Here is a 17,286-nt window from a genome sequence, read left to right as displayed (position 1 = left end):
AGCGGCGCGGCGGGTGCGTCAGGCATCTTGGGGGGTGAAGAGAGATGTTTCAGACGGTCGGCGTCATCGGGTGCGGACTGATGGGGTCGGGGATCGCCGAGGTGTGCGCCCGGGCCGGATACCAGGTGATCGTCCGCGAAGTCACCGACGACCTCCTGCGACGGGGCCTCGAACGGGTCGATCAATCGATGGAGCGGGGGGTGGCGCGGGCGAAGCTGACCGACGCGGACCGAAAGGCCGCGCGCGCCCGGATCCGAGGAACCGTCCGGCTCGCCGACCTCAGCGGGTGCGAGATCGTGCTCGAAGCCATCATCGAGAAGATGGACGACAAGAAGCGGCTGTTTGCTGAATTGGACGGGCTCTGTCCTCCCAAGACGATCTTCGCCAGCAACACCAGCTCGTTGTCGATCACGGAGATGGCCTCGGCCACCAAGCGGGCGGATCGGTTCCTCGGGCTGCACTTCTTTAACCCCGTCCCCGTGATGCAGCCGGTCGAGATGATCCGGGGTCTCGGCACCGCGGAGGACACTCTGGCGCAGGCACGGGCGTTTTGCGAAGGGCTGGGGAAGACCGTCGTCGCCTGCAAAGACTACCCAGGGTTCATCGTCAACCTCCTCCTGGTGCCGTATCTCCTCGACGCGGTCCGGGCGCTCGAATTGGGGGTGGCGAGCAAGGAGGATATCGATGTCGCGGTGCGACTCGGGCTCAACCACCCCATGGGACCTCTGACGCTGCTGGACTTTGTAGGGATCGATACGACATACTATATTGCGGAGGCGATGTTTGCCGAGTTCAAGGACGCGCGGTACGCGGCCCCGCCCCTCTTGCGCAAGATGGTGCTCGCAGGGTACCACGGCCGAAAGACGGGGAAGGGGTTCTATGAGTACCCGCGCGCGTAGCGTCCACTACGGGGCCGCGGGGACGCATCGGCGTGGGAAGGAGCATCGGTGGAGTTTGATCTGAGCGAGGAACATCGCCTCGTCCAGAGCACTGTTCGCGAGTGGGCCACCTCCCGGCTGCTTCCTCTGGCCGCGGAGATGGACCGCGCTGGACGATATCCTCCGGAGTTGATTCGAGAGCTCGGAGAGATGGGATTGATGGGCGTATTCATCCCCGAGGCGTACGGCGGTGGCGGGATGGATGCCGTCTCCTGTTGCATCGTGATCGAGGAGATCGCGCGCGCCGAGGCGGCGCTGTCGGCCGTCGTGTCCGTCAACAACTCGCTCGACTGCTACCCCATCTTCGCGTTCGGATCCGAGCATCAGAAGCGCACGTACCTCTCGGAGCTCGCGCGCGGCCGCAAGATCGGGTGCTACTGTCTCACCGAGCCTACCGCGGGGTCCGATGCGGCCTCCCTGCAGACCACCGCGCAGGATGCGGGTGATCACTGGGTCCTAAACGGGACCAAGATCTTCGTCACGAACGGCGTCGAGGCCGACGTGCTCATCGTCTACGCGCGGAGCGAAGCGGCATCGGGAAGCGGGGGTATCAGCGCGTTCATCGCCGAGCGGGGTGATCCCGGGCTCGCGGTGGGCAAGGTCGAGCACAAGCTCGGCATTCGCGCGAGCAGCACGTGCGAGATCGTCCTGGAAGACTGCCGGTTGCCCAAGGACCGGCTGCTGGGAGAGCGTGGCAAGGGGTTTCATATCGCCCTGGCCACCCTGGACGGCGGCAGAATCGGGATCGCCTCGCAGGCGCTCGGGATCGCGCGGGCGGCGATGGAAGACGCGGTGGCATACGCCAAGGAGCGCCGGCAGTTCGGGCGCCCGATCGCCGAGTTTCAGGCGACCCAGTGGAAGATCGCCGACATGGCCACCAGGATCCAGGCCGGGAGGTTGCTGACCTACCGAGCGGCATGGATCCGGGATCAGGGTCGCCGCCACACCCGAGAGGCAGCGGTCGCGAAGCTGTTTGCGTCCGAAACGGCGATGTGGACGGCGACGCAGGCCGTGCAGATCTACGGCGGGTACGGGTATATTCAGGATTACCCGGTGGAGCGGCACTTTCGAGATGCGAAGATCACGGAGATTTACGAGGGGACATCCGAGGTCCAACGGATGGTGATCGCCCGCCAGCTCCTGGGGACGTCATCATGAGCGAGGCACGGGTGCCGTGAAATGAACGTCGTCGTGTGCGTCAAATACGTGCCCGACACGGAGGCGCCGATTCGAATCCGTGCGGACGGCGGGGGGATCGAGGAAAGCGGGCTCCCCTTCAAGCTGAACTACTACGACGAGCACGGCGTCGAGGAAGCCCTGCGCATCAAGGAGAAAACGGGCGGAACGGTGACCGTGGTCACCGTCGGCCCGTCCGCGGCCGCCCAGGCGCTGCGCCAAGGAGTGGCGATGGGGGCCGATGCCGCGATCCATATCGAGGATCCGGCGCTGGACGGCGCCGACCATCTGGGCGTGGCCCGCGCGCTGGCAGCCGCGATCGGCGCGCAGGGGTGCGATCTCGTCATCTGCGGGAAGCTGTCCACCGACGACAACGCGGCGGTGGTCGGTCCGGCGCTGGCGGAATTCCTGGGGTTCACGCAGGCGACCGCGGTCACCAAGCTGGAGCTGTCCACCGGAAAGGCGATGGCGCACCGGGAAGTCGAGGGCGCCGTCGAGGTCCTGGAGGTCACCCTTCCGGCGGTGATCACCGTCGAGCGCAGCATCAACGAACCGCGATACCCGTCGCTTCCGGGCATCATGAAGGCGAAGCGGACCGCGATCGCTGTGAAGACGTTGGGGGACCTCGGGCTGACCCTCCAAGAGGCGGGCGGCGTCGCCGCGCGGACCGAGGTGCTCGGGTATACGCCGCCCCCTCAGCGGCAGGCGGGGCGGATCCTCGAAGGGGAGCCGGCCGAGATGGTCAAGGAACTAGTGCGACTCCTGCGGGACGAGGCCAAGGTGCTCTGACGTGAGCCAGGTCGCTTGTGAAAGGCAACGGATGACTGATGGGCCGTGACGTGTGGGTGCTTGCGGAGTATGCGGACGGCCGGCCGCGGAAGATCACGTACGAGCTCCTCGGCAAAGCCAGGAGCCTTGCGGAGGAACTCGGCGGACAGGTCGTAGCCCTGGCGCTGGGGTCCGGGATTCAGGAGACGTCGAAGGACCTGGGGGCCCACGGCGCGGACGTGGTCAGGGTCGCCGACGATCCCCTCCTCGGACAGTACACGACCGACGCGTATCTCGCGGTGATCGAGCCCATCGTGACGACGGAACAGCCGTTCCTGCTGTTGGTCGGCAGCACCGCGTCCGGCCGCGACCTCGCCCCCCGGCTCGCCGCCCGCGTGGACGCCGGAATCGTCACCGATTGTGCCGCGGTCGAGATCGACGGCGACCAGGTGGAGGTGACCCGACCGGTGATGACGCGTAAGGCGCTCGCCCGCGTCGCCTTTCGCGGGGAGGGGCCCAGGATCGCTGTCGTCCTGCCCAACATCTTTCCTCCCACCGCCCCGGATTCGTCGCGGCTTCCCGAGGTACTCCCCGTCTCGGTCACGCTCGATCCGGCGGCGGTGCGCACGCAGGTTCTCGAGGTCAAGGCGATTGCGCGAGAGACGTTGCCGCTCACCGAAGCCGATATCATCGTCTCCGGCGGGCGGGGGCTTCGAGGGCCCGAAAACTTCTCGATCCTGGAAGAGCTCGCGCGCGTCCTCGGGGCCGCGGTGGGCTCGAGCCGCCCTCCGGTGGACTCCGGGTGGGTGCCGCACGACTATGAGATCGGCCAGACGGGAAAGACCGTGAATCCACAGCTGTACATCGCCTGCGGCATCTCAGGGGCGCCCCAGCATCTGGCTGGGATGTCGGGGTCGCGGTGGATCGTTGCGATCAACAAGGATCCCCAGGCTCCGATCTTCTCGATCGCGTCCTACGGCGTCGTCGGCGATCTCTTTCAGGTGCTGCCGCTCCTGACGGAGGAAGTGCGCAAGCTCCGGAGGTCCTCGCGTGGCTAGAGCCAAGCGCCGGCCCCTGACACCCCGCCGGAAGCCCGCCGGCCGAAAGCGGCCGCCGGAGCGCCGCGCCCAGGGCGACGCGGGGCGCGCGGCGTGGGAGGAGACTGTGCTGCGCCCCACGCTCGCGCGCCAGCCCGAACGCAGCGGGCGATTCACGACCCTCTCCGGCCTCGAGGTCGACCGCCTCTACGGCCCGGCGGACCTGGTCCTTCTCGATGAGGCCCGCGACCTGGGGCTCCCCGGCGGCTACCCGTTCACCCGGGGGATCTACCCCACGATGTACCGCAGCCGTCTATGGACGATGCGCATGTTTGCGGGATACGGCGGCGCCGAGGACACCAACGCGCGATTTCATTACTTGCTCGGCCAGGGCCAGACCGGTCTCTCGGTCGCGTTCGATATGCCGACCCTGATGGGATACGATTCCGATCACCCCAAAGCGTTGGGAGAGGTGGGCCGGGAAGGCGTCGCGGTAGACACCGTGGAGGACGTGGACCTGCTCCTCCGCGATCTCCCACTCGATCGCGTGACGACCTCGATGACGATCAACGCCCCGGCCAACGTCCTCCTCGCCATGTACGTCGCGGTGGCCACGGCCCGAGGGATCAGCCCGCGGGCGATCGGCGGCACGAGCCAAACCGACATGCTCAAGGAGTTCATCGCGCAAAAGGAATGGATCGTCCCCCCGCGACCCAGCATGAAGCTGATCCAGGATATTCTCGTCTACTGCACCCGCGAGGTGCCGCGCTGGAACACGATCAGCATCAGCGGGTACCACATCCGCGAGGCCGGGGCCACCGCGGTTCAGGAACTGGCGTTCACCCTCGCCGACGGAATCGCGTACGTGCAGGCGGGGTGTGAGGCCGGACTGGACGTCGATGCGTTCGCGCCCCGGTTGTCGTTCTTCTTCGACGTCCATAACGACTTCTTCGAAGAGGTCGCCAAGTTCCGGGCGGCCCGGCGGATGTGGGCCCGCATCATGCGCGACCGGTTCCATGCCAAGAACCCGCGGTCGTGGACGCTGCGGACCCACGCACAGACCGCCGGCGTCAGCCTGGCGGCCCAACAGCCGATGAACAACGTCGTGCGCACGACGCTGCAGGCGCTCGCGGCCGTGCTCGGGGGGACGCAATCGCTCCATACGAACTCTATGGACGAGACCTACGCGCTGCCCACCGAGGACGCCGTCACGCTGGCGCTTCGCACGCAGCAGATCATTGCCCACGAAACCGGGGTGACAAACACGGTCGATCCGCTCGGTGGCGCGTACTTCATCGAACATCTGACGGACCGGATGGAGGCCGAGGCGGGGGCCTATATCCACAAGATCGATGAGATGGGAGGGATGCTGGCCGCGATCGATCGGGGCTACCCGATGCGGGAAATCGCCGAGAGCAGCTATCGCGACCAGCAGGCCCTCGAGCGGAAAGAGCGGGTGATCGTGGGGGTGAACGAGTTCGTCTCCTCGGAGGAGCGGCCCATCCCGTTGTTGCGGATCGACCCGGCCGTCGAGCGCCGCCAGATCGAGCGTCTGCAGCGCGTCCGTAACACGCGCGATCAGGCGGCCGCGCGACGCGCGCTGGACGCGCTCCACCGTGTGACCGCGGAGGGGGGACACACGATGCCCGCGATCGTAGACGCGGTTCGCGCACGGGTCACCCTGGGCGAGATCTGCGACGTCTTCCGAGCCGTCTACGGCGAGTACCGGGAGTCGGCAGTCTTGTAGCTTCGCTCAGATCTCCGGCGGCGTCCGCCCCGCCATCCGCATCCGGAAAAACAGCTGGGCGCGGTGGTGGACGGTGTGCTCGCGCGCGTACCACAGCACGTGGTGCACCGTTTCCGGTCCCCGCGGCGTCTCTACGGCCTTCGCGACGTCCGCCACGGCGAGCCCATCCACGAACGCCCGGGTGGCGGCGTGGACCGCATCCATCCCCTCGATCAGCGCGCCGACCGTGGGGAAGTAGGGGCCGACGTTGCGCGCCATCTGGGAGACATCCGATCGCCAGAACCACCCTTGAATCTTGCCGCTGGCCGTCCCCATCTGCTTCCCCAGATTCTGGCGGATCAGAAAATCTTCCCAGATGAACATGTGGAGGATGAGGTCGTGGATCGTCGGGCGCCCCGGCGCATGCGCAAAGGTGAGATCGGCGTCGGTCAGGGCGCTGGTGGCCCGGCGCAGCGTGCCATGGACCTGCTTCCAGAAGGGCACGATGTCGGCGATCGCCACCTCGTCTCCACGCCACTCGCGCGCCGGGGTCCGTCCCATCACGCCGGACCGTGGCCAGATCTGGGACGGGTTGTACCCGCGCATCCGCACGCGTGAGTAGAGCTGAGCGCGATGATGCTGGTCGTGCTCAACAAGGTGCCAGAGGATCCACCGAAGCGTATTGTCCTCGCCCCAGATGGCGCGGCGTTTCTCGCACAGGTCGGCGGCATCCACCTCGTTCAGAAAGGACTCCAGGGGGGCGTGCGCCGCCCGGAGCCCCTCCAGAATCGCCCCGGCCGTCGGAAACTGCTGCCGCCGGTACTCGGCCTTTTCTTCATCGGTCAAGCGCTCCCACCCAGCGGGACGCCATTCGTCATAGGGCTTCCCGTGGATCCCACCGTGCCACCAGTTCTCCTCGGTCGTGACCATGTGCCGCAGCACCTCTCCCACAGACCGAAACCCCGGCGCGGGGCGGAACTCCAAATCCTCATCCCGGAGCGTGGCCGCGACCTCCATCAGGTGAGCCCGGTTGTCCGCCCAGTAAGGGAACAGCTCGATCGCCTTCATAAAGACCCCCATTGACTCGAACAAGTGTTCGTACTATCATGGGAGCACCATGGCCGCTAAAGAGTTCGCCGAGATCGACGTGAAGTCCGTCCTGAACCGGGTCACCGGGATGCCGTTCCGGTGGTCCATCAACCCATACCGGGGGTGCTCGCATGCGTGCCCTTTTGCTATGCCCGGCGCACTCATTGGTTCCTCGATGAGGACGGAGTAGACGGCTGGTCGTCCAAGATCTTCGTGAAGGTGAATGCCCCAGTGGTGCTGCGGCGCGAGCTGAGCCGCTCGACGTGGAAGCGGGAGGAAGTGGCCCTCGGCACGGCCACCGACCCCTATCAGGCGATTGAGGGACGGTATCGCATCACGCGGGGCATCTTGGAGGCACTGCGCGATTTTCGCACTCCGGTCGGCATTGTGACCCGATGCCCCCTGATCGTGCGTGACCTCGACATTCTCGCGGAGATGGCTGGGCGCGCCGGGGTGACCGTATGCGTAAGCATTGCGACGATGGACCGGCAGCGAGCCCGAGAGATCGAGCCCACGGTCGCGCCGCCCGCTCAGCGGCTCCGTGCCGTCCGGATGCTGGTGGACCGCGGGATCCGCACGGGCGTGCTTCTCGCACCCGTCCTCCCCGGGCTGACCGACAACCCCGAATCTCTCGCGGAGGTAATCCGGGCCGCCGCGGGAGCAGGGGTGAGCTTCGTCGGCCATCGCGTCCTGTACCTGGGCCACGTGACGAAGGATGCGTTTCACCGGTTCCTCTCTCGCCAGCACCCAGAACTGCTTCCGCTGTACCGCCGTCTCTATCCAGGACAGTACGCGCCGCCGGCATATGTGCGCGAGATTGCGGAGATCGTCGCGCAGGAGAAGGCGCGGGTCGGTCCACTTCAACCCCGGTATATTCAACCTCCCGCCGAGCCGGAGCAAGTCGGGCTCTTTTGATCACCTCCAGAGCAAGCAGGACAAGCCCCCGCGACTTGTCCCGCCCATCTTCGCTATGGGATAATGACAGGCGTGGACACGCCGAGAATCCGGATCCTCATCGCCAAACCCGGTCTGGACGGCCACGACCGTGGGGCCAAGGTCGTGGCACGCGCGCTCCGTGACGCGGGTTACGAGGTGATCTACACCGGGCTGCACCAAACCCCGGAGATGATCGCCTCGGCGGCCATGCAGGAGGACGTCGATGCGATCGGATTGAGCATCCTTTCAGGAGCGCACAACGTGCTGCTGCCCCGTCTCATGGATCTGCTGCGGCAGCAGGGTGTGGGGGACATCGTGGTGTTCGCGGGCGGGATTATTCCCGACGAGGATATCATAGGGCTGCGATCGGCGGGCATCGCCGCGGTGTTTACTCCCGGGACCTCGCTGGAAACGATCGTGACCTGGGTGCGCGACCACGTCAAACCGCGCGGGGTGGCCGCATGAAGGTGCTGATCCGCCATCAGAAGCGTGAGGTGGAGGTCACCGGCCGACGGCGCGTCCGCGATGTGCTGATCGAACTTGGGATCAATCCCGAAACGGTCCTGGTGATCCGGGGCGCGCAGTTGCTCACGCATGATGCTCAGGTGGGTGAGAACGAGACGATCGAACTGAGACCGGTCGTGTCCGGAGGCGACGCCTGATGCGGTGTCAGAGGTGCAAGGGACAGGCCTCGGTTGAAGTGCGCCGGCATCACACCGCGTTCTGCAACGAGCACTTCATCGAGTTCATCGATCGCCAGGTGGAGCGGGCGATCGAGGGCGGGCACATGTTCACCCGGGACGATCGGGTGTTGGTGGTGGTATCAGGAGGCAAGGACAGCCTGGCGCTGTGGGACGTCTTGCACAGGTTGGGGTACCGGACCTCCGGCCTCTACATCAACCTCGGGATCGGTGACTACTCGCGGGAGTCTCAGCGGAAGGCGGAGGCGTACGCCGCCGGGCGAGAGATGGATCTTTTGATCGCGGATATTCCCCACGACTATGGGATGGGGGTTGAAGCCTTTGCCCGGGCCACCGGCCGGGTCAGCTGTTCGGCATGTGGCCTGAGCAAGCGGTATCTGTTCAACAAGGTCGCCCTCGACGAAGGCTTCTCCGTCGTCGCCACCGGGCACAACCTGGATGACGAAGCGGCAGTGCTGCTCGGGAACCTGTTGCACTGGCAGACCGCGTACCTGGCCCGGCAGGCGCCGGTTCTTCCGAGCACCCATCCCGCCCTCGTCAAGAAGGTCAAGCCCTTCTATCGGATCGCCGAGCGCGAGACCGCGGCATACGCGATCATCCGGGGGATCGACTACATCATCGACGAATGCCCCAACAGCGTGGGGGCAAAGAGCCTGCTGTACAAGGAGGCTCTCAACCTGCTCGAGCGGGCCGCGCCGGGGACGAAGCAAAGCCTCTATTGGGGGTTCCTCGAACGCGGACGGCCCCTCGTCCAAGCCCAAGATGATCCGGACCTGCGTGCGTGCGTGCACTGTGGACAACCGACCACCTCCGAGGTGTGTGCCTTCTGCCGCATGACCGAGCGGGCGGCGGCCCGGATGCAGATCCGCCGGCATTCGGCCCCCGGGGCCCCCAGTGACGCGCCGCCTCCCGAAACCCCGTTCCAGGAGCGGCCCGTGCCGGCGCACCCCGTGGCGCCCGCGGGGTAGGGCTCTATTCACGTGGTATCCCGGCCGCTGCGGCCCGGCGAGCCGGTGCTGCTCATCGACCGACGGCGACGCCGCTACATGATTCAGCTGCGCCCGGGAGGCACGAGCGACCTTCGGGGCGGCAAAGTCTCTCACGATGCGCTCCTCGGTCGGGAGGACGGCGGCACCGTGGTGTCCACCCGAGGCGAGCGGTTCCGGGTACTCCGGCCGACGCTCGCTGAGTTTGTGCTGGAGATGCCCCGTGGCGCCCAGGTGGTCTATCCGAAGGACCTCGGGGCGATCCTGATCGGCGCCGACATCTTTCCCGGGGCGCGGGTGCTCGAGGCCGGCACCGGCTCCGGAGCCCTGACGATGACGCTCCTGCGCGCCGTGGGGCCGGGGGGCCGCGTCGTGAGCTACGAGGTTCGCGACGAGTTCGCCCGCATCGCCGAGCAGAACATCCGGCGGTTCCTCGGGGCCGCGGACACGTTGGTGCCCCGGCGGCAAGACATCTACGCCGGGATTCTGCGCGAGGACGCGCCCCTCGACCGGATCATCCTCGATGTTCCGGAACCGTGGCGGGTCGCGGGGCACGCGGTCGAGGCCCTCATCCCCGGCGGGATCTTCTGCTCCTACGTCCCCACCGTGCCTCAGGTCGTCCAGACGACGGAGGCGCTTCGACACACCGGGGCCTTCGATTTGATCGAGACCGTGGAAATGCTGTTGCGCCCCTGGAACATCGAGGGCCTCAGCGTGCGGCCCGCGCACCGGATGGTCGCGCACACGGGCTTTCTCACCACGGCCCGGAGAGTCCAGGGGACCATCAAGTCGGGCCCGGAGGACGATCAGGTAGACCTCGGTGATCCAGAAGATACCGAATCAGGGGGCGAGCCCGAACCTGCGTGACCCGAGTGCGTTACCTTACCTGAGGGGCGGCGGGCCAGCCCTCGGCAACGGAGGAGACGAGGGGATGAAGCTGAAGCGACTGCAACACGCCATGTATCTCTGCCGCGACCTAGAGGCATCCCGCAAGTTCTACACGGACGTGCTGGGCATGGAAGAGATCCCTCGCAAGCTGATCGATCCGGCCCGCAAGGGGGCTTGGTTCAAGCTGGGCGACACTCGCTTCCACCTGGCCCAGTGGGAAGAGGGGCACTGGTCGTTAGGCGGCGCGGGACAGCGCATCACCGTCTGGGACAGTCATCTGGCTTTCGAAGTGGACGACATCGAAGCCTGGAAGCGGCGGCTGACCGAGATGGGCATCGAATTCATGGTCGGCACCATGGGCGAGGGGTTCATGAAGCAGGTCTACATCAAGGACCCCGGCGGAAACATGGTTGAACTGGTGCAGCACCTGCGGGAGGATTGGTGGAAAGAATTCTAATCCGGTGCGGCCCCCGTTCCGTGCTCGATGCAAGAGCACGTTGAGCTTGTGAACCAAATCAAACGCCCTCTCGGGAAGGGCGTCCTTAGCGATATGATGCGTGGATACTTCGAGGTTGCTATGCTTTCATCCCACCGAATCGCGAAGGCAAAGAGGGGAATGATAATGACACCGTGAACTGCGTGTTCGGTGAGTATCAAACCGCGCGGCCAATTTTGCGTGAGAAGGCAAAGGCGGGGTGATCATGGCTGAAGTGAGGGAACCGAAGTTTGATCTCGCGCAGCTTGCGCATGTGGAAATCTTCACACCGAAGGTCGAGGAGACGCTGTGGTTTTTCAAGGAACTTTTGGGACTGGAGGAGACGGAGCGGAACGGCGAGTCGGTCTACCTTCGGGCCTACGAGGATTTTTACCACCATAGCCTCAAGGTGACATGGGGGCAGAAGCCCGGCCTTGGCCACGTCGCCTGGCGCGCCACCTCCCCCCAGGCACTTGACCGAGTAGCAGAGGCGCTCGAGAGAGGGGGCCAAGGTCAAGGCTGGACCGACGGGGACCGGGGACATGGACGCGCGTACCGGTTCACGACGCCCGATGGCCATCTCATGGAGGTCCTCTGGGATGTCGACTATTACCTCGCTCCCGAGGCCCAAAAAACCCGGCTGCTCAACCGGCCGCAAAGGCGGCCGCTGCGGGGGGTACCGGTCCGTCGGATCGATCACGTCAATCTGCTCGCCTCAGACGTGACGCCCAACAAGGAGTTCATGGTGGACCGGCTGGGATTCCGGCTGCGAGAGCACATCATTCTCAACAATGGGGTGGAAGCTGGGTCCTGGCTCAGTGTCAGCCCGCTGGTTCACGAAATCGCGTTCATGCGAGACGGTCATGGGGCTCACGGCAGGCTTCACCACATTTGCTACTGGTATGGGTATCCTCAACATCTCGCAGATATTGCGGACGTCTTCAACGAGTGCGGCATTACGATCGAGGCCGGTCCGGGCAAACACGGGATCAGCCAGGCCGCGTTCATGTACGTCCTTGAGCCCGGCGGTAACCGGGTGGAACTGTTCGGCGATGCGGGTTACTTGATCTTCGACCCTGCCTGGAAGCCAATCACGTGGCGGGAGAAGGATTTGGACAAGGGCATTATCTGGCATGGCGGTGCGCTCCCTGCAGAGTTCTTCATGTATGGCACCCCGCCCGTATCGGCGGACGAGGCGAAGCAATCGGAGGCGACCGCAGCAAGGGTGTAGACACGGGGTGCTCGGTAGTCCGGCGGCGCCTGGACTGACGGAGGCTGGCGTTCGTAGATTCGCCCTTACATGCGCTCGACGGCCAAGCTGACCGCCTCACCGCCGCCGAGGCAGACCGCCGCGATCCCCCGGCGGGCGTCACGCTCTTCCATCGCATAGAGCAGCGTCGTGAGGATTCGCGCGCCGCTGGCGCCAAGGGGATGGCCGAGCGCGACCGCCCCTCCATGGACGTTGACGCGGTCCATGTTGAGCCCGAGCTGACGCGCCACCGCGATCACCACGGCAGCATACGCCTCGTTGATCTCGTAGAGGTCCACGGAGTCGCGCGTCCACCCCACCTTGTCGAGCAACCGCGTGATGGCGGCGGCCGGCGCGATGGTAAACCATTCCGGAGCCGTCGCGGAGACCGCCTGACCGACGATCCGGGCCAGATGGCGCGCCCCGATCCGCGCGGCCACATCACCGGCCGCGAGCACGACCGCAGCGGCGCCGTCGCTGATCGAGGACGCGTTTGCGACCGTCACCGTCCCGCCGTCCTCGAAGACGGGACGCAGCGTCGCGAGTTTCGCGGGGTCGAACCGGCGGGGCTCCTCGTCTTCGACCACCATTTGCGGGGCGCCCCGGTCGCCACCTACGTTGACGGGCACGACCTCACGCCGGAAGTGTCCGGACTCGATCGCCGCAAGCGCACGCGTGTAGGAGCGGCGCGCGAACGCGTCCTGCTCCTCTCGCGAGATCCGGTGCTCACGGACCAGGAGCTCACAGCAGCTCCCCATGTGCATGTCGTTGTAGACGTCCCACAGGCCGTCCTTGATCATCGAGTCCACAAGCGACCCGTGCCCCAACCGGTACCCCGCCCGAGCCCGGTCGAGTAGATACGGAGATGCGCTCATGTTCTCCATTCCGCCCGCCACGATGACGTCGGCATCGCCGGCGATGACGGCCTGGGCGCCGAGCATAGCGGCCTTGAGCCCCGACCCGCACATTTTGTTGAGGGTAGTGGCGGGGACCGTGTTCGGCAATCCGGCATAGAGTGCCGCCTGCCTGGCGGGCGCCTGGCCGAGCCCCGCCGCGAGGATGGTGCCCATGTATACTTCGTCGACGCGATCGGGGGCGACCCCGGCCCGACGCAGCGCGGCGGCGATGGCGACACTCCCTAACCGCGGAGCTGACACCGGGGCCAAGCCGCCCATAAACCGCCCGATCGGCGTGCGTACGGCGCTGAGAATCATGACATCTCGCATGAGACCCCTCCAGGCGAACGATTCCCATGGCGCGACACTACCCCTGCGGGTACCGCAAAACCTCCTTGGCTCGGTTCTCCTTCAAACGAAGAGCCGACACCCTCGTCCGTACGCATGAGGGAAGGAACTTCGGAGGAGTCGAAAATAGGCGCGAGAACATCATCATATGCACTGGAAAGGGGGCCGGGCTTTCAACATAATTACGGTGAATATGTGTTCGGGGGATGAACCGTGGCGATGAGGGTTCTCGTAACTGGCGCCGGTGGGTTTATCGGATACCATCTTGCTCAGTCCCTGATGCGGAACGGACTCACTGTGCGCGGCGTTGATGTCAAGCATCCAGAGTTCGAACCGAGCACCCCTTGGGAATTCGAGCCGCTGGATCTGCGCCGTTTTGACCACGCCCTTATTGCGACGCGCGGGATAGATGAAGTGTACCATCTGGGCGCCGACATGGGCGGCATCGGGTACATCACGGCGTTCCACGCCGAGATCGCGCGCAATAACGCCATGATGAACATGAACATGCTTGAGGCGTCGCGTCTCAATGGCGTGAAACGGTTTCTGTTCTCGTCTTCAGCGTGCGTTTATCCTAAGTATCTGCAAGAAAGTCCGGATGTCACCCCGCTGAAGGAGGAACACGCATACCCGGCGGACCCAGAAGAGGGCTACGGGTGGGAGAAGCTCTTCATGGAAAAACTCTGTGGATATTATCGTGAGGATCACGGTCTTGAGACCCGAATCGTGCGTTTTCACAACGTGTACGGCCCCATGGGTACATACGAAGGCGGCAAGGAAAAGGCCCCCGCGGCGATCTGCCGGAAAATCGCGGTGGCGACGGACGGGGAGGAGATCGAGATCTGGGGCGATGGCGAGCAGACCCGTTCGTTCATGTACGTTGACGATTGCGTCGAAGGCATCGTGAGGATCATGCGTTGTGACTATCCTTATCCGCTGAACCTCGGCACTGACGAGCTGGTCACCATCAACGAGTTAGTGGACCTCATTTCAGAGATCGCCGGCAAGCACGTCAAAAAACGACACGACCTTTCGAAACCACAAGGGGTTCGCGGGCGCAACAGCGATAATACTAGGCTCCGCCAAGTGCTTGCTTGGGAGCCGCGGGTCTTATTGCGTGAAGGACTGATCCCAACATACCTGTGGATCGAGTCGGCGCTTATCAAAATGGGCCGGATCCCTCGCGTGCGTGGAGTGGGACGCGGAATCAATGCATCTACGGTGAGTACCGTCGCGGCAGATGAGTGAAGGGCCCACCCACGTGTGGCGTAGCCGATGACCTGCGGGCAACAAGGTTATCCCAGCCTCTGCTGGGGGCGCAGGTGGAGACCGCGGCCCCGCACTGTATCACCGACCGGTTGTCCCCTCAGTGCTAGTCATTGAACCTGCAGGTGGGCTCTGCAACAGAATGCGTGTGCTGGATTCTGCTATTGCGTTCTCAAAAGAAACGGGTCGAGGTATATGTGTGATATGGACCCTGGGGCCGGATCTTAACTGTCGATTTGAGGATTTATTCCTTGTTCCAAAACGCTTTAAAATGTTGATTCAGATCGCCGCTGAAAAGAACTTCGAGATGTTCAGCAGAAGATGCATAAGAAAGCTCTTCTCTGTATCAGGCCGGCTCCTTGATTGCGCGAAGGTGGGTGAGAGGTTTGGTGACATTTTTCGGAGCCGCTTTGCGAAGCAAAAGGGACTCATCTATGTAGAGACATTTTCCCGGCTTCCTTATGGTAGATTGCACTTTGCGGACTTTCATGTGGCCGCGCCTATGCAAAGAAAGATTGATCACTATGTCAGGAATTTTGAAAATGTTGTGGGGGTGCACATACGACGCACAGATAACGACAAATCGATAGAACACAGCCCGACGTCGAGCTTCATTGAATGCATGCAACGAGAAGTCGATGAAGATAACAAAGTGAAATTCTTCCTCGCAACTGACTCACCACAAGTTGAGGACCAAATTAAGAAGATCTTTCCGACGAGGATCATTACCCATGCCAAATTAAGCTTAGACAGAAATAACCCCCTGGCCATTCAGGATGCGCTGATTGATTTGTACTGTCTATCCAGCACCCGAAAGCTTATAGGTAGTTACTGGAGTTCATTTACTGACACCGCAAGTGAAATTGGTCAAATGGAAACCCTTATTGCCAGGAAAGCTGCTGGGCTGGATTCGGCCATCCTGTCAAGCCACTAAAGAATCTTACCCGAGAGGGTATCGTCACGTCATTTAAGTTCTTACCGGGGCCCCAGCGGCGCTGCGCCGGGACGCCCGAGTGCGGAACAACCAATCGTGATTCCAGCTTCGGGGCGCGCGGACGAGGTGGGAGCTGCCAACGCCGTTGACGGCGGGCTCGAGGCGAGGGCTGTGGCGGCGATTGGCGAGGCGATAGATCTGGGTCAATTTGCGGTCGATGGTGGCGGCGAGGGCAAAGGGATCCAGGCGGGCGCGCAGCCGTTGCCAGGCCCGGAGCTGGGCAGGCTCGCCGGCGCCGGAGGCCAGGAGCCGGTCCAGGGGCGTCTGTGGGCGATCATACTTGCGGCGGAGCCGCGCACCCACGCGTGTTTTGCGGACGAGTTTCACGGAGGGCTGGTAGAGGTTCATCATCCAGCGCAGTTCCTTGCGGTAGAGATCGTTGAGGGCGGCCTGCGCCTCGAGCGAGTCATAGCGGTCCCAGCCCAACAGCTTGCGCACATGCGTCCAGTTCTTCTGCTCGACGTGGGCATTGTCGTCTTTCTTGTACGGGCGCCCGCGGGTGAAGTGGATGTCCTGCCCGCGACAGTATTGGAAGAGATAGGTATTGATGAACTCGGAGCCGTTGTCGGAATCCAGGCCGCGCAGGGGAAACGGCAGCGCGGCGCGCAGCTCGACCAGGGCGGCGCGGACCGCGCGTTGCGTCTTGCCGAGCACGGCGTGCGACTCGACCCAGCCGGTATGGATGTCGGTGAGATTGAGCGACTGGAGGAAGTCGCCGTCGGCCGAATTGCCGGAATGAGAGACGAGGTCCACCTCGGTGAAGCCGGGCGTGGTGACGTCCCAGTGCTCGGTGCGGATGGGGATGTGATGCTTCAGCAGGGTCCCGGGCTTGGTGCGGCCATACAAGCGGCGACGGATCTGCCGCTTGCGCGCCTGGAGCCGGCGATCGATGGTGCGGGGGCTGATCGTCCGCAACCGGCGGGCCACGTCCGAGGGGAGGGCGAAGCGGCGGCGCGCCCACGGCAGCCAGAGGGGCAGCAGCGCCTGCAGCCGCGTCGACCACGGATAGCCCGCCGCCTCCCAGATCGCCGCGAGGGCGGTGATGACGGCATCGGAATAGGTGGGGGCCCGATGCCGGTGCCGCTTGGGGCGCGTCCGCTGCGGGTCATTGAGGAGGGTGATCGCGTACTTGCGATGATAGCCCGTCGTGGCGCAGAACTCATCCAGGATGGCGGGCTTCGCGCGCTGTGGGACCAGCGTATAACGTGGGCGGACGGCACGGACATACTCACGTCGAGCGGCAGGGGTCACCGGGGCCTCCGGGGCGATAGGTTGGGGGAGAACGCCCGGTAAGATTTTCGATGGCGTGACGATAGGCCTCACGGTAAGATTTTAGACGGCGCGATTCGGCCATTTGACACCTCAATCCGCCCATGTTATCTTCTGTTGCGGCGCCAGTCCGGGAGTTCCGGGCCGGCGCCGTCGTGTAGGGGGGGTCGAGTGGAGCGCAGGCTGGCGGCAGCGCAATCAACAGAACTGCTCCTCGGGGAGGAGCAGAACGGCGAATGGGTCGTTGGCGGAGTCGGTGCCCGGCGCCTCGCCCGCGAGTTCGGCACACCCGTGTACGTGATGGACGAAGCGCGCCTACGGAACAACTGCCGCGCCTACGTCACCGCGCTACGGGACGCGTATCCTCATTCCCAGGCCATCTTTGCCAGCAAAGCCCTGTGCTGTATGGCGACCTGCCGGCTGGCCTACGACGAAGGCATGGGCGTGGACGTCGTCTCGGCCGGGGAGATCCACACGGCGCTCCGCGCCGGCGTGCCGGCACACGCGCTGATGCTCCACGGAAGCAACAAGACGAAAGAGGAAC

The 17,286-nt window shown here is 64.5% G+C and carries 18 protein-coding genes; 15 read left to right on the top strand and 3 right to left on the bottom strand.

Annotation, left to right across the window (positions count from 1 at the left end):
- Positions 1 to 44: 44 nt before the first annotated feature.
- Genes VFP86_14830 through VFP86_14810 form a run of 5 tightly spaced genes read left to right on the top strand, consistent with a single transcriptional unit; the run spans position 45 to position 5,666 of the window.
- The gene (locus VFP86_14830; GenBank protein ID HET9000910.1) at positions 45 to 899 is read left to right on the top strand and encodes a 3-hydroxybutyryl-CoA dehydrogenase; all 855 of its coding nucleotides are present in this window, start codon (positions 45 to 47) and stop codon (positions 897 to 899) included.
- Positions 900 to 947: 48 nt separating this feature from the next.
- Complete coding sequence (locus VFP86_14825) at positions 948 to 2,096, top strand: acyl-CoA dehydrogenase (GenBank protein HET9000909.1); 1,149 nt, start codon at positions 948 to 950, stop codon at positions 2,094 to 2,096.
- A gap of 21 nt (positions 2,097 to 2,117) precedes the next feature.
- Positions 2,118 to 2,903, top strand: a complete 786-nt coding sequence (locus VFP86_14820) for an electron transfer flavoprotein subunit beta/FixA family protein (GenBank protein HET9000908.1) — start codon at positions 2,118 to 2,120, stop codon at positions 2,901 to 2,903.
- Positions 2,904 to 2,941: 38 nt separating this feature from the next.
- Entirely contained in the window at positions 2,942 to 3,940 is a 999-nt protein-coding gene (locus VFP86_14815; GenBank protein ID HET9000907.1) for an electron transfer flavoprotein subunit alpha/FixB family protein, read from the top strand.
- Entirely contained in the window at positions 3,933 to 5,666 is a 1,734-nt protein-coding gene (locus VFP86_14810) for a methylmalonyl-CoA mutase family protein (GenBank protein HET9000906.1), read from the top strand. The genes VFP86_14815 and VFP86_14810 overlap by 8 nt, the downstream gene beginning before the upstream one ends.
- A gap of 6 nt (positions 5,667 to 5,672) precedes the next feature.
- Here VFP86_14810 and VFP86_14805 read toward each other — a convergent pair whose 3' ends face one another.
- Complete coding sequence (locus VFP86_14805; protein ID HET9000905.1) at positions 5,673 to 6,713, bottom strand: DinB family protein; 1,041 nt, start codon at positions 6,711 to 6,713, stop codon at positions 5,673 to 5,675.
- Between the two features lie 120 nt (positions 6,714 to 6,833).
- Between VFP86_14805 and VFP86_14800 the strand changes: the two genes are divergently transcribed.
- From VFP86_14800 to VFP86_14770, 7 genes are all read left to right on the top strand, one after another.
- Entirely contained in the window at positions 6,834 to 7,649 is an 816-nt protein-coding gene (locus VFP86_14800; GenBank protein ID HET9000904.1) for a radical SAM protein, read from the top strand.
- Between the two features lie 72 nt (positions 7,650 to 7,721).
- On the top strand, positions 7,722 to 8,135 hold the full coding sequence (locus tag VFP86_14795; protein ID HET9000903.1) for a cobalamin B12-binding domain-containing protein: 414 nt from the start codon (positions 7,722 to 7,724) through the stop codon (positions 8,133 to 8,135).
- On the top strand, positions 8,132 to 8,332 hold the full coding sequence (locus VFP86_14790) for a thiamine biosynthesis protein ThiS (GenBank protein HET9000902.1): 201 nt from the start codon (positions 8,132 to 8,134) through the stop codon (positions 8,330 to 8,332). Before VFP86_14795 ends, VFP86_14790 begins: the two co-directional genes overlap by 4 nt.
- Positions 8,332 to 9,339, top strand: a complete 1,008-nt coding sequence (locus VFP86_14785) for an ATP-binding protein (protein HET9000901.1) — start codon at positions 8,332 to 8,334, stop codon at positions 9,337 to 9,339. The genes VFP86_14790 and VFP86_14785 overlap by 1 nt, the downstream gene beginning before the upstream one ends.
- Before the next feature lie 12 nt (positions 9,340 to 9,351).
- On the top strand, positions 9,352 to 10,224 hold the full coding sequence (locus VFP86_14780) for a tRNA (adenine-N1)-methyltransferase (protein HET9000900.1): 873 nt from the start codon (positions 9,352 to 9,354) through the stop codon (positions 10,222 to 10,224).
- Positions 10,225 to 10,288: 64 nt separating this feature from the next.
- On the top strand, positions 10,289 to 10,702 hold the full coding sequence (locus tag VFP86_14775) for a VOC family protein (GenBank protein HET9000899.1): 414 nt from the start codon (positions 10,289 to 10,291) through the stop codon (positions 10,700 to 10,702).
- Positions 10,703 to 10,946: 244 nt separating this feature from the next.
- Positions 10,947 to 11,951: a catechol 2,3-dioxygenase gene (locus tag VFP86_14770; protein HET9000898.1), complete on the top strand. Its 1,005-nt coding sequence runs from the start codon at positions 10,947 to 10,949 to the stop codon at positions 11,949 to 11,951.
- Positions 11,952 to 12,016: 65 nt separating this feature from the next.
- Here the strand turns inward: VFP86_14770 and VFP86_14765 are convergent, their stop codons facing one another.
- Positions 12,017 to 13,195: an acetyl-CoA C-acyltransferase gene (locus VFP86_14765; protein ID HET9000897.1), complete on the bottom strand. Its 1,179-nt coding sequence runs from the start codon at positions 13,193 to 13,195 to the stop codon at positions 12,017 to 12,019.
- 231 nt (positions 13,196 to 13,426) lie between these two features.
- Here VFP86_14765 and VFP86_14760 point away from each other — a divergent pair, with 231 nt between their 5' ends.
- Positions 13,427 to 14,461, top strand: coding sequence for an NAD-dependent epimerase/dehydratase family protein (locus VFP86_14760; protein ID HET9000896.1), 1,035 nt, complete (start codon positions 13,427 to 13,429; stop codon positions 14,459 to 14,461).
- Positions 14,462 to 14,621: 160 nt separating this feature from the next.
- Positions 14,622 to 15,413: a hypothetical protein gene (locus VFP86_14755; protein ID HET9000895.1), complete on the top strand. Its 792-nt coding sequence runs from the start codon at positions 14,622 to 14,624 to the stop codon at positions 15,411 to 15,413.
- 33 nt (positions 15,414 to 15,446) lie between these two features.
- Here the strand turns inward: VFP86_14755 and VFP86_14750 are convergent, their stop codons facing one another.
- On the bottom strand, positions 15,447 to 16,724 hold the full coding sequence (locus tag VFP86_14750; protein HET9000894.1) for an integrase: 1,278 nt from the start codon (positions 16,722 to 16,724) through the stop codon (positions 15,447 to 15,449).
- A 189-nt stretch (positions 16,725 to 16,913) separates the two neighbouring features.
- Here VFP86_14750 and VFP86_14745 point away from each other — a divergent pair.
- Positions 16,914 to 17,286, top strand: a 373-nt coding sequence (locus VFP86_14745) for a diaminopimelate decarboxylase (protein HET9000893.1), incomplete at its 3' end; no start/stop codon positions are given.

The organism is bacterium, from assembly GCA_035703895.1.
GTDB lineage: Bacteria > Sysuimicrobiota > Sysuimicrobiia > Sysuimicrobiales > Segetimicrobiaceae > Segetimicrobium.
This window is presented reverse-complemented; position numbering and strand designations above follow the sequence as displayed.

Excerpts from the sequence above, each read along its gene's own strand:
- VFP86_14830 (HET9000910.1), top strand. The coding sequence starts at position 45 with ATGTTTCAGACGGTCGGCGTCATCGGGTGCGGACTGATGGGGTCGGGG.
- VFP86_14820 (HET9000908.1), top strand. The coding sequence starts at position 2,118 with ATGAACGTCGTCGTGTGCGTCAAATACGTGCCCGACACGGAGGCGCCG.
- VFP86_14815 (HET9000907.1), top strand. The coding sequence starts at position 2,942 with ATGGGCCGTGACGTGTGGGTGCTTGCGGAGTATGCGGACGGCCGGCCG.
- VFP86_14805 (HET9000905.1), bottom strand. The coding sequence starts at position 6,713 with ATGAAGGCGATCGAGCTGTTCCCTTACTGGGCGGACAACCGGGCTCAC.
- VFP86_14790 (HET9000902.1), top strand. The coding sequence starts at position 8,132 with ATGAAGGTGCTGATCCGCCATCAGAAGCGTGAGGTGGAGGTCACCGGC.
- VFP86_14785 (HET9000901.1), top strand. The coding sequence starts at position 8,332 with ATGCGGTGTCAGAGGTGCAAGGGACAGGCCTCGGTTGAAGTGCGCCGG.
- VFP86_14775 (HET9000899.1), top strand. The coding sequence starts at position 10,289 with ATGAAGCTGAAGCGACTGCAACACGCCATGTATCTCTGCCGCGACCTA.
- VFP86_14770 (HET9000898.1), top strand. The coding sequence starts at position 10,947 with ATGGCTGAAGTGAGGGAACCGAAGTTTGATCTCGCGCAGCTTGCGCAT.
- VFP86_14765 (HET9000897.1), bottom strand. The coding sequence starts at position 13,195 with ATGCGAGATGTCATGATTCTCAGCGCCGTACGCACGCCGATCGGGCGG.
- VFP86_14755 (HET9000895.1), top strand. The coding sequence starts at position 14,622 with ATGCGTGTGCTGGATTCTGCTATTGCGTTCTCAAAAGAAACGGGTCGA.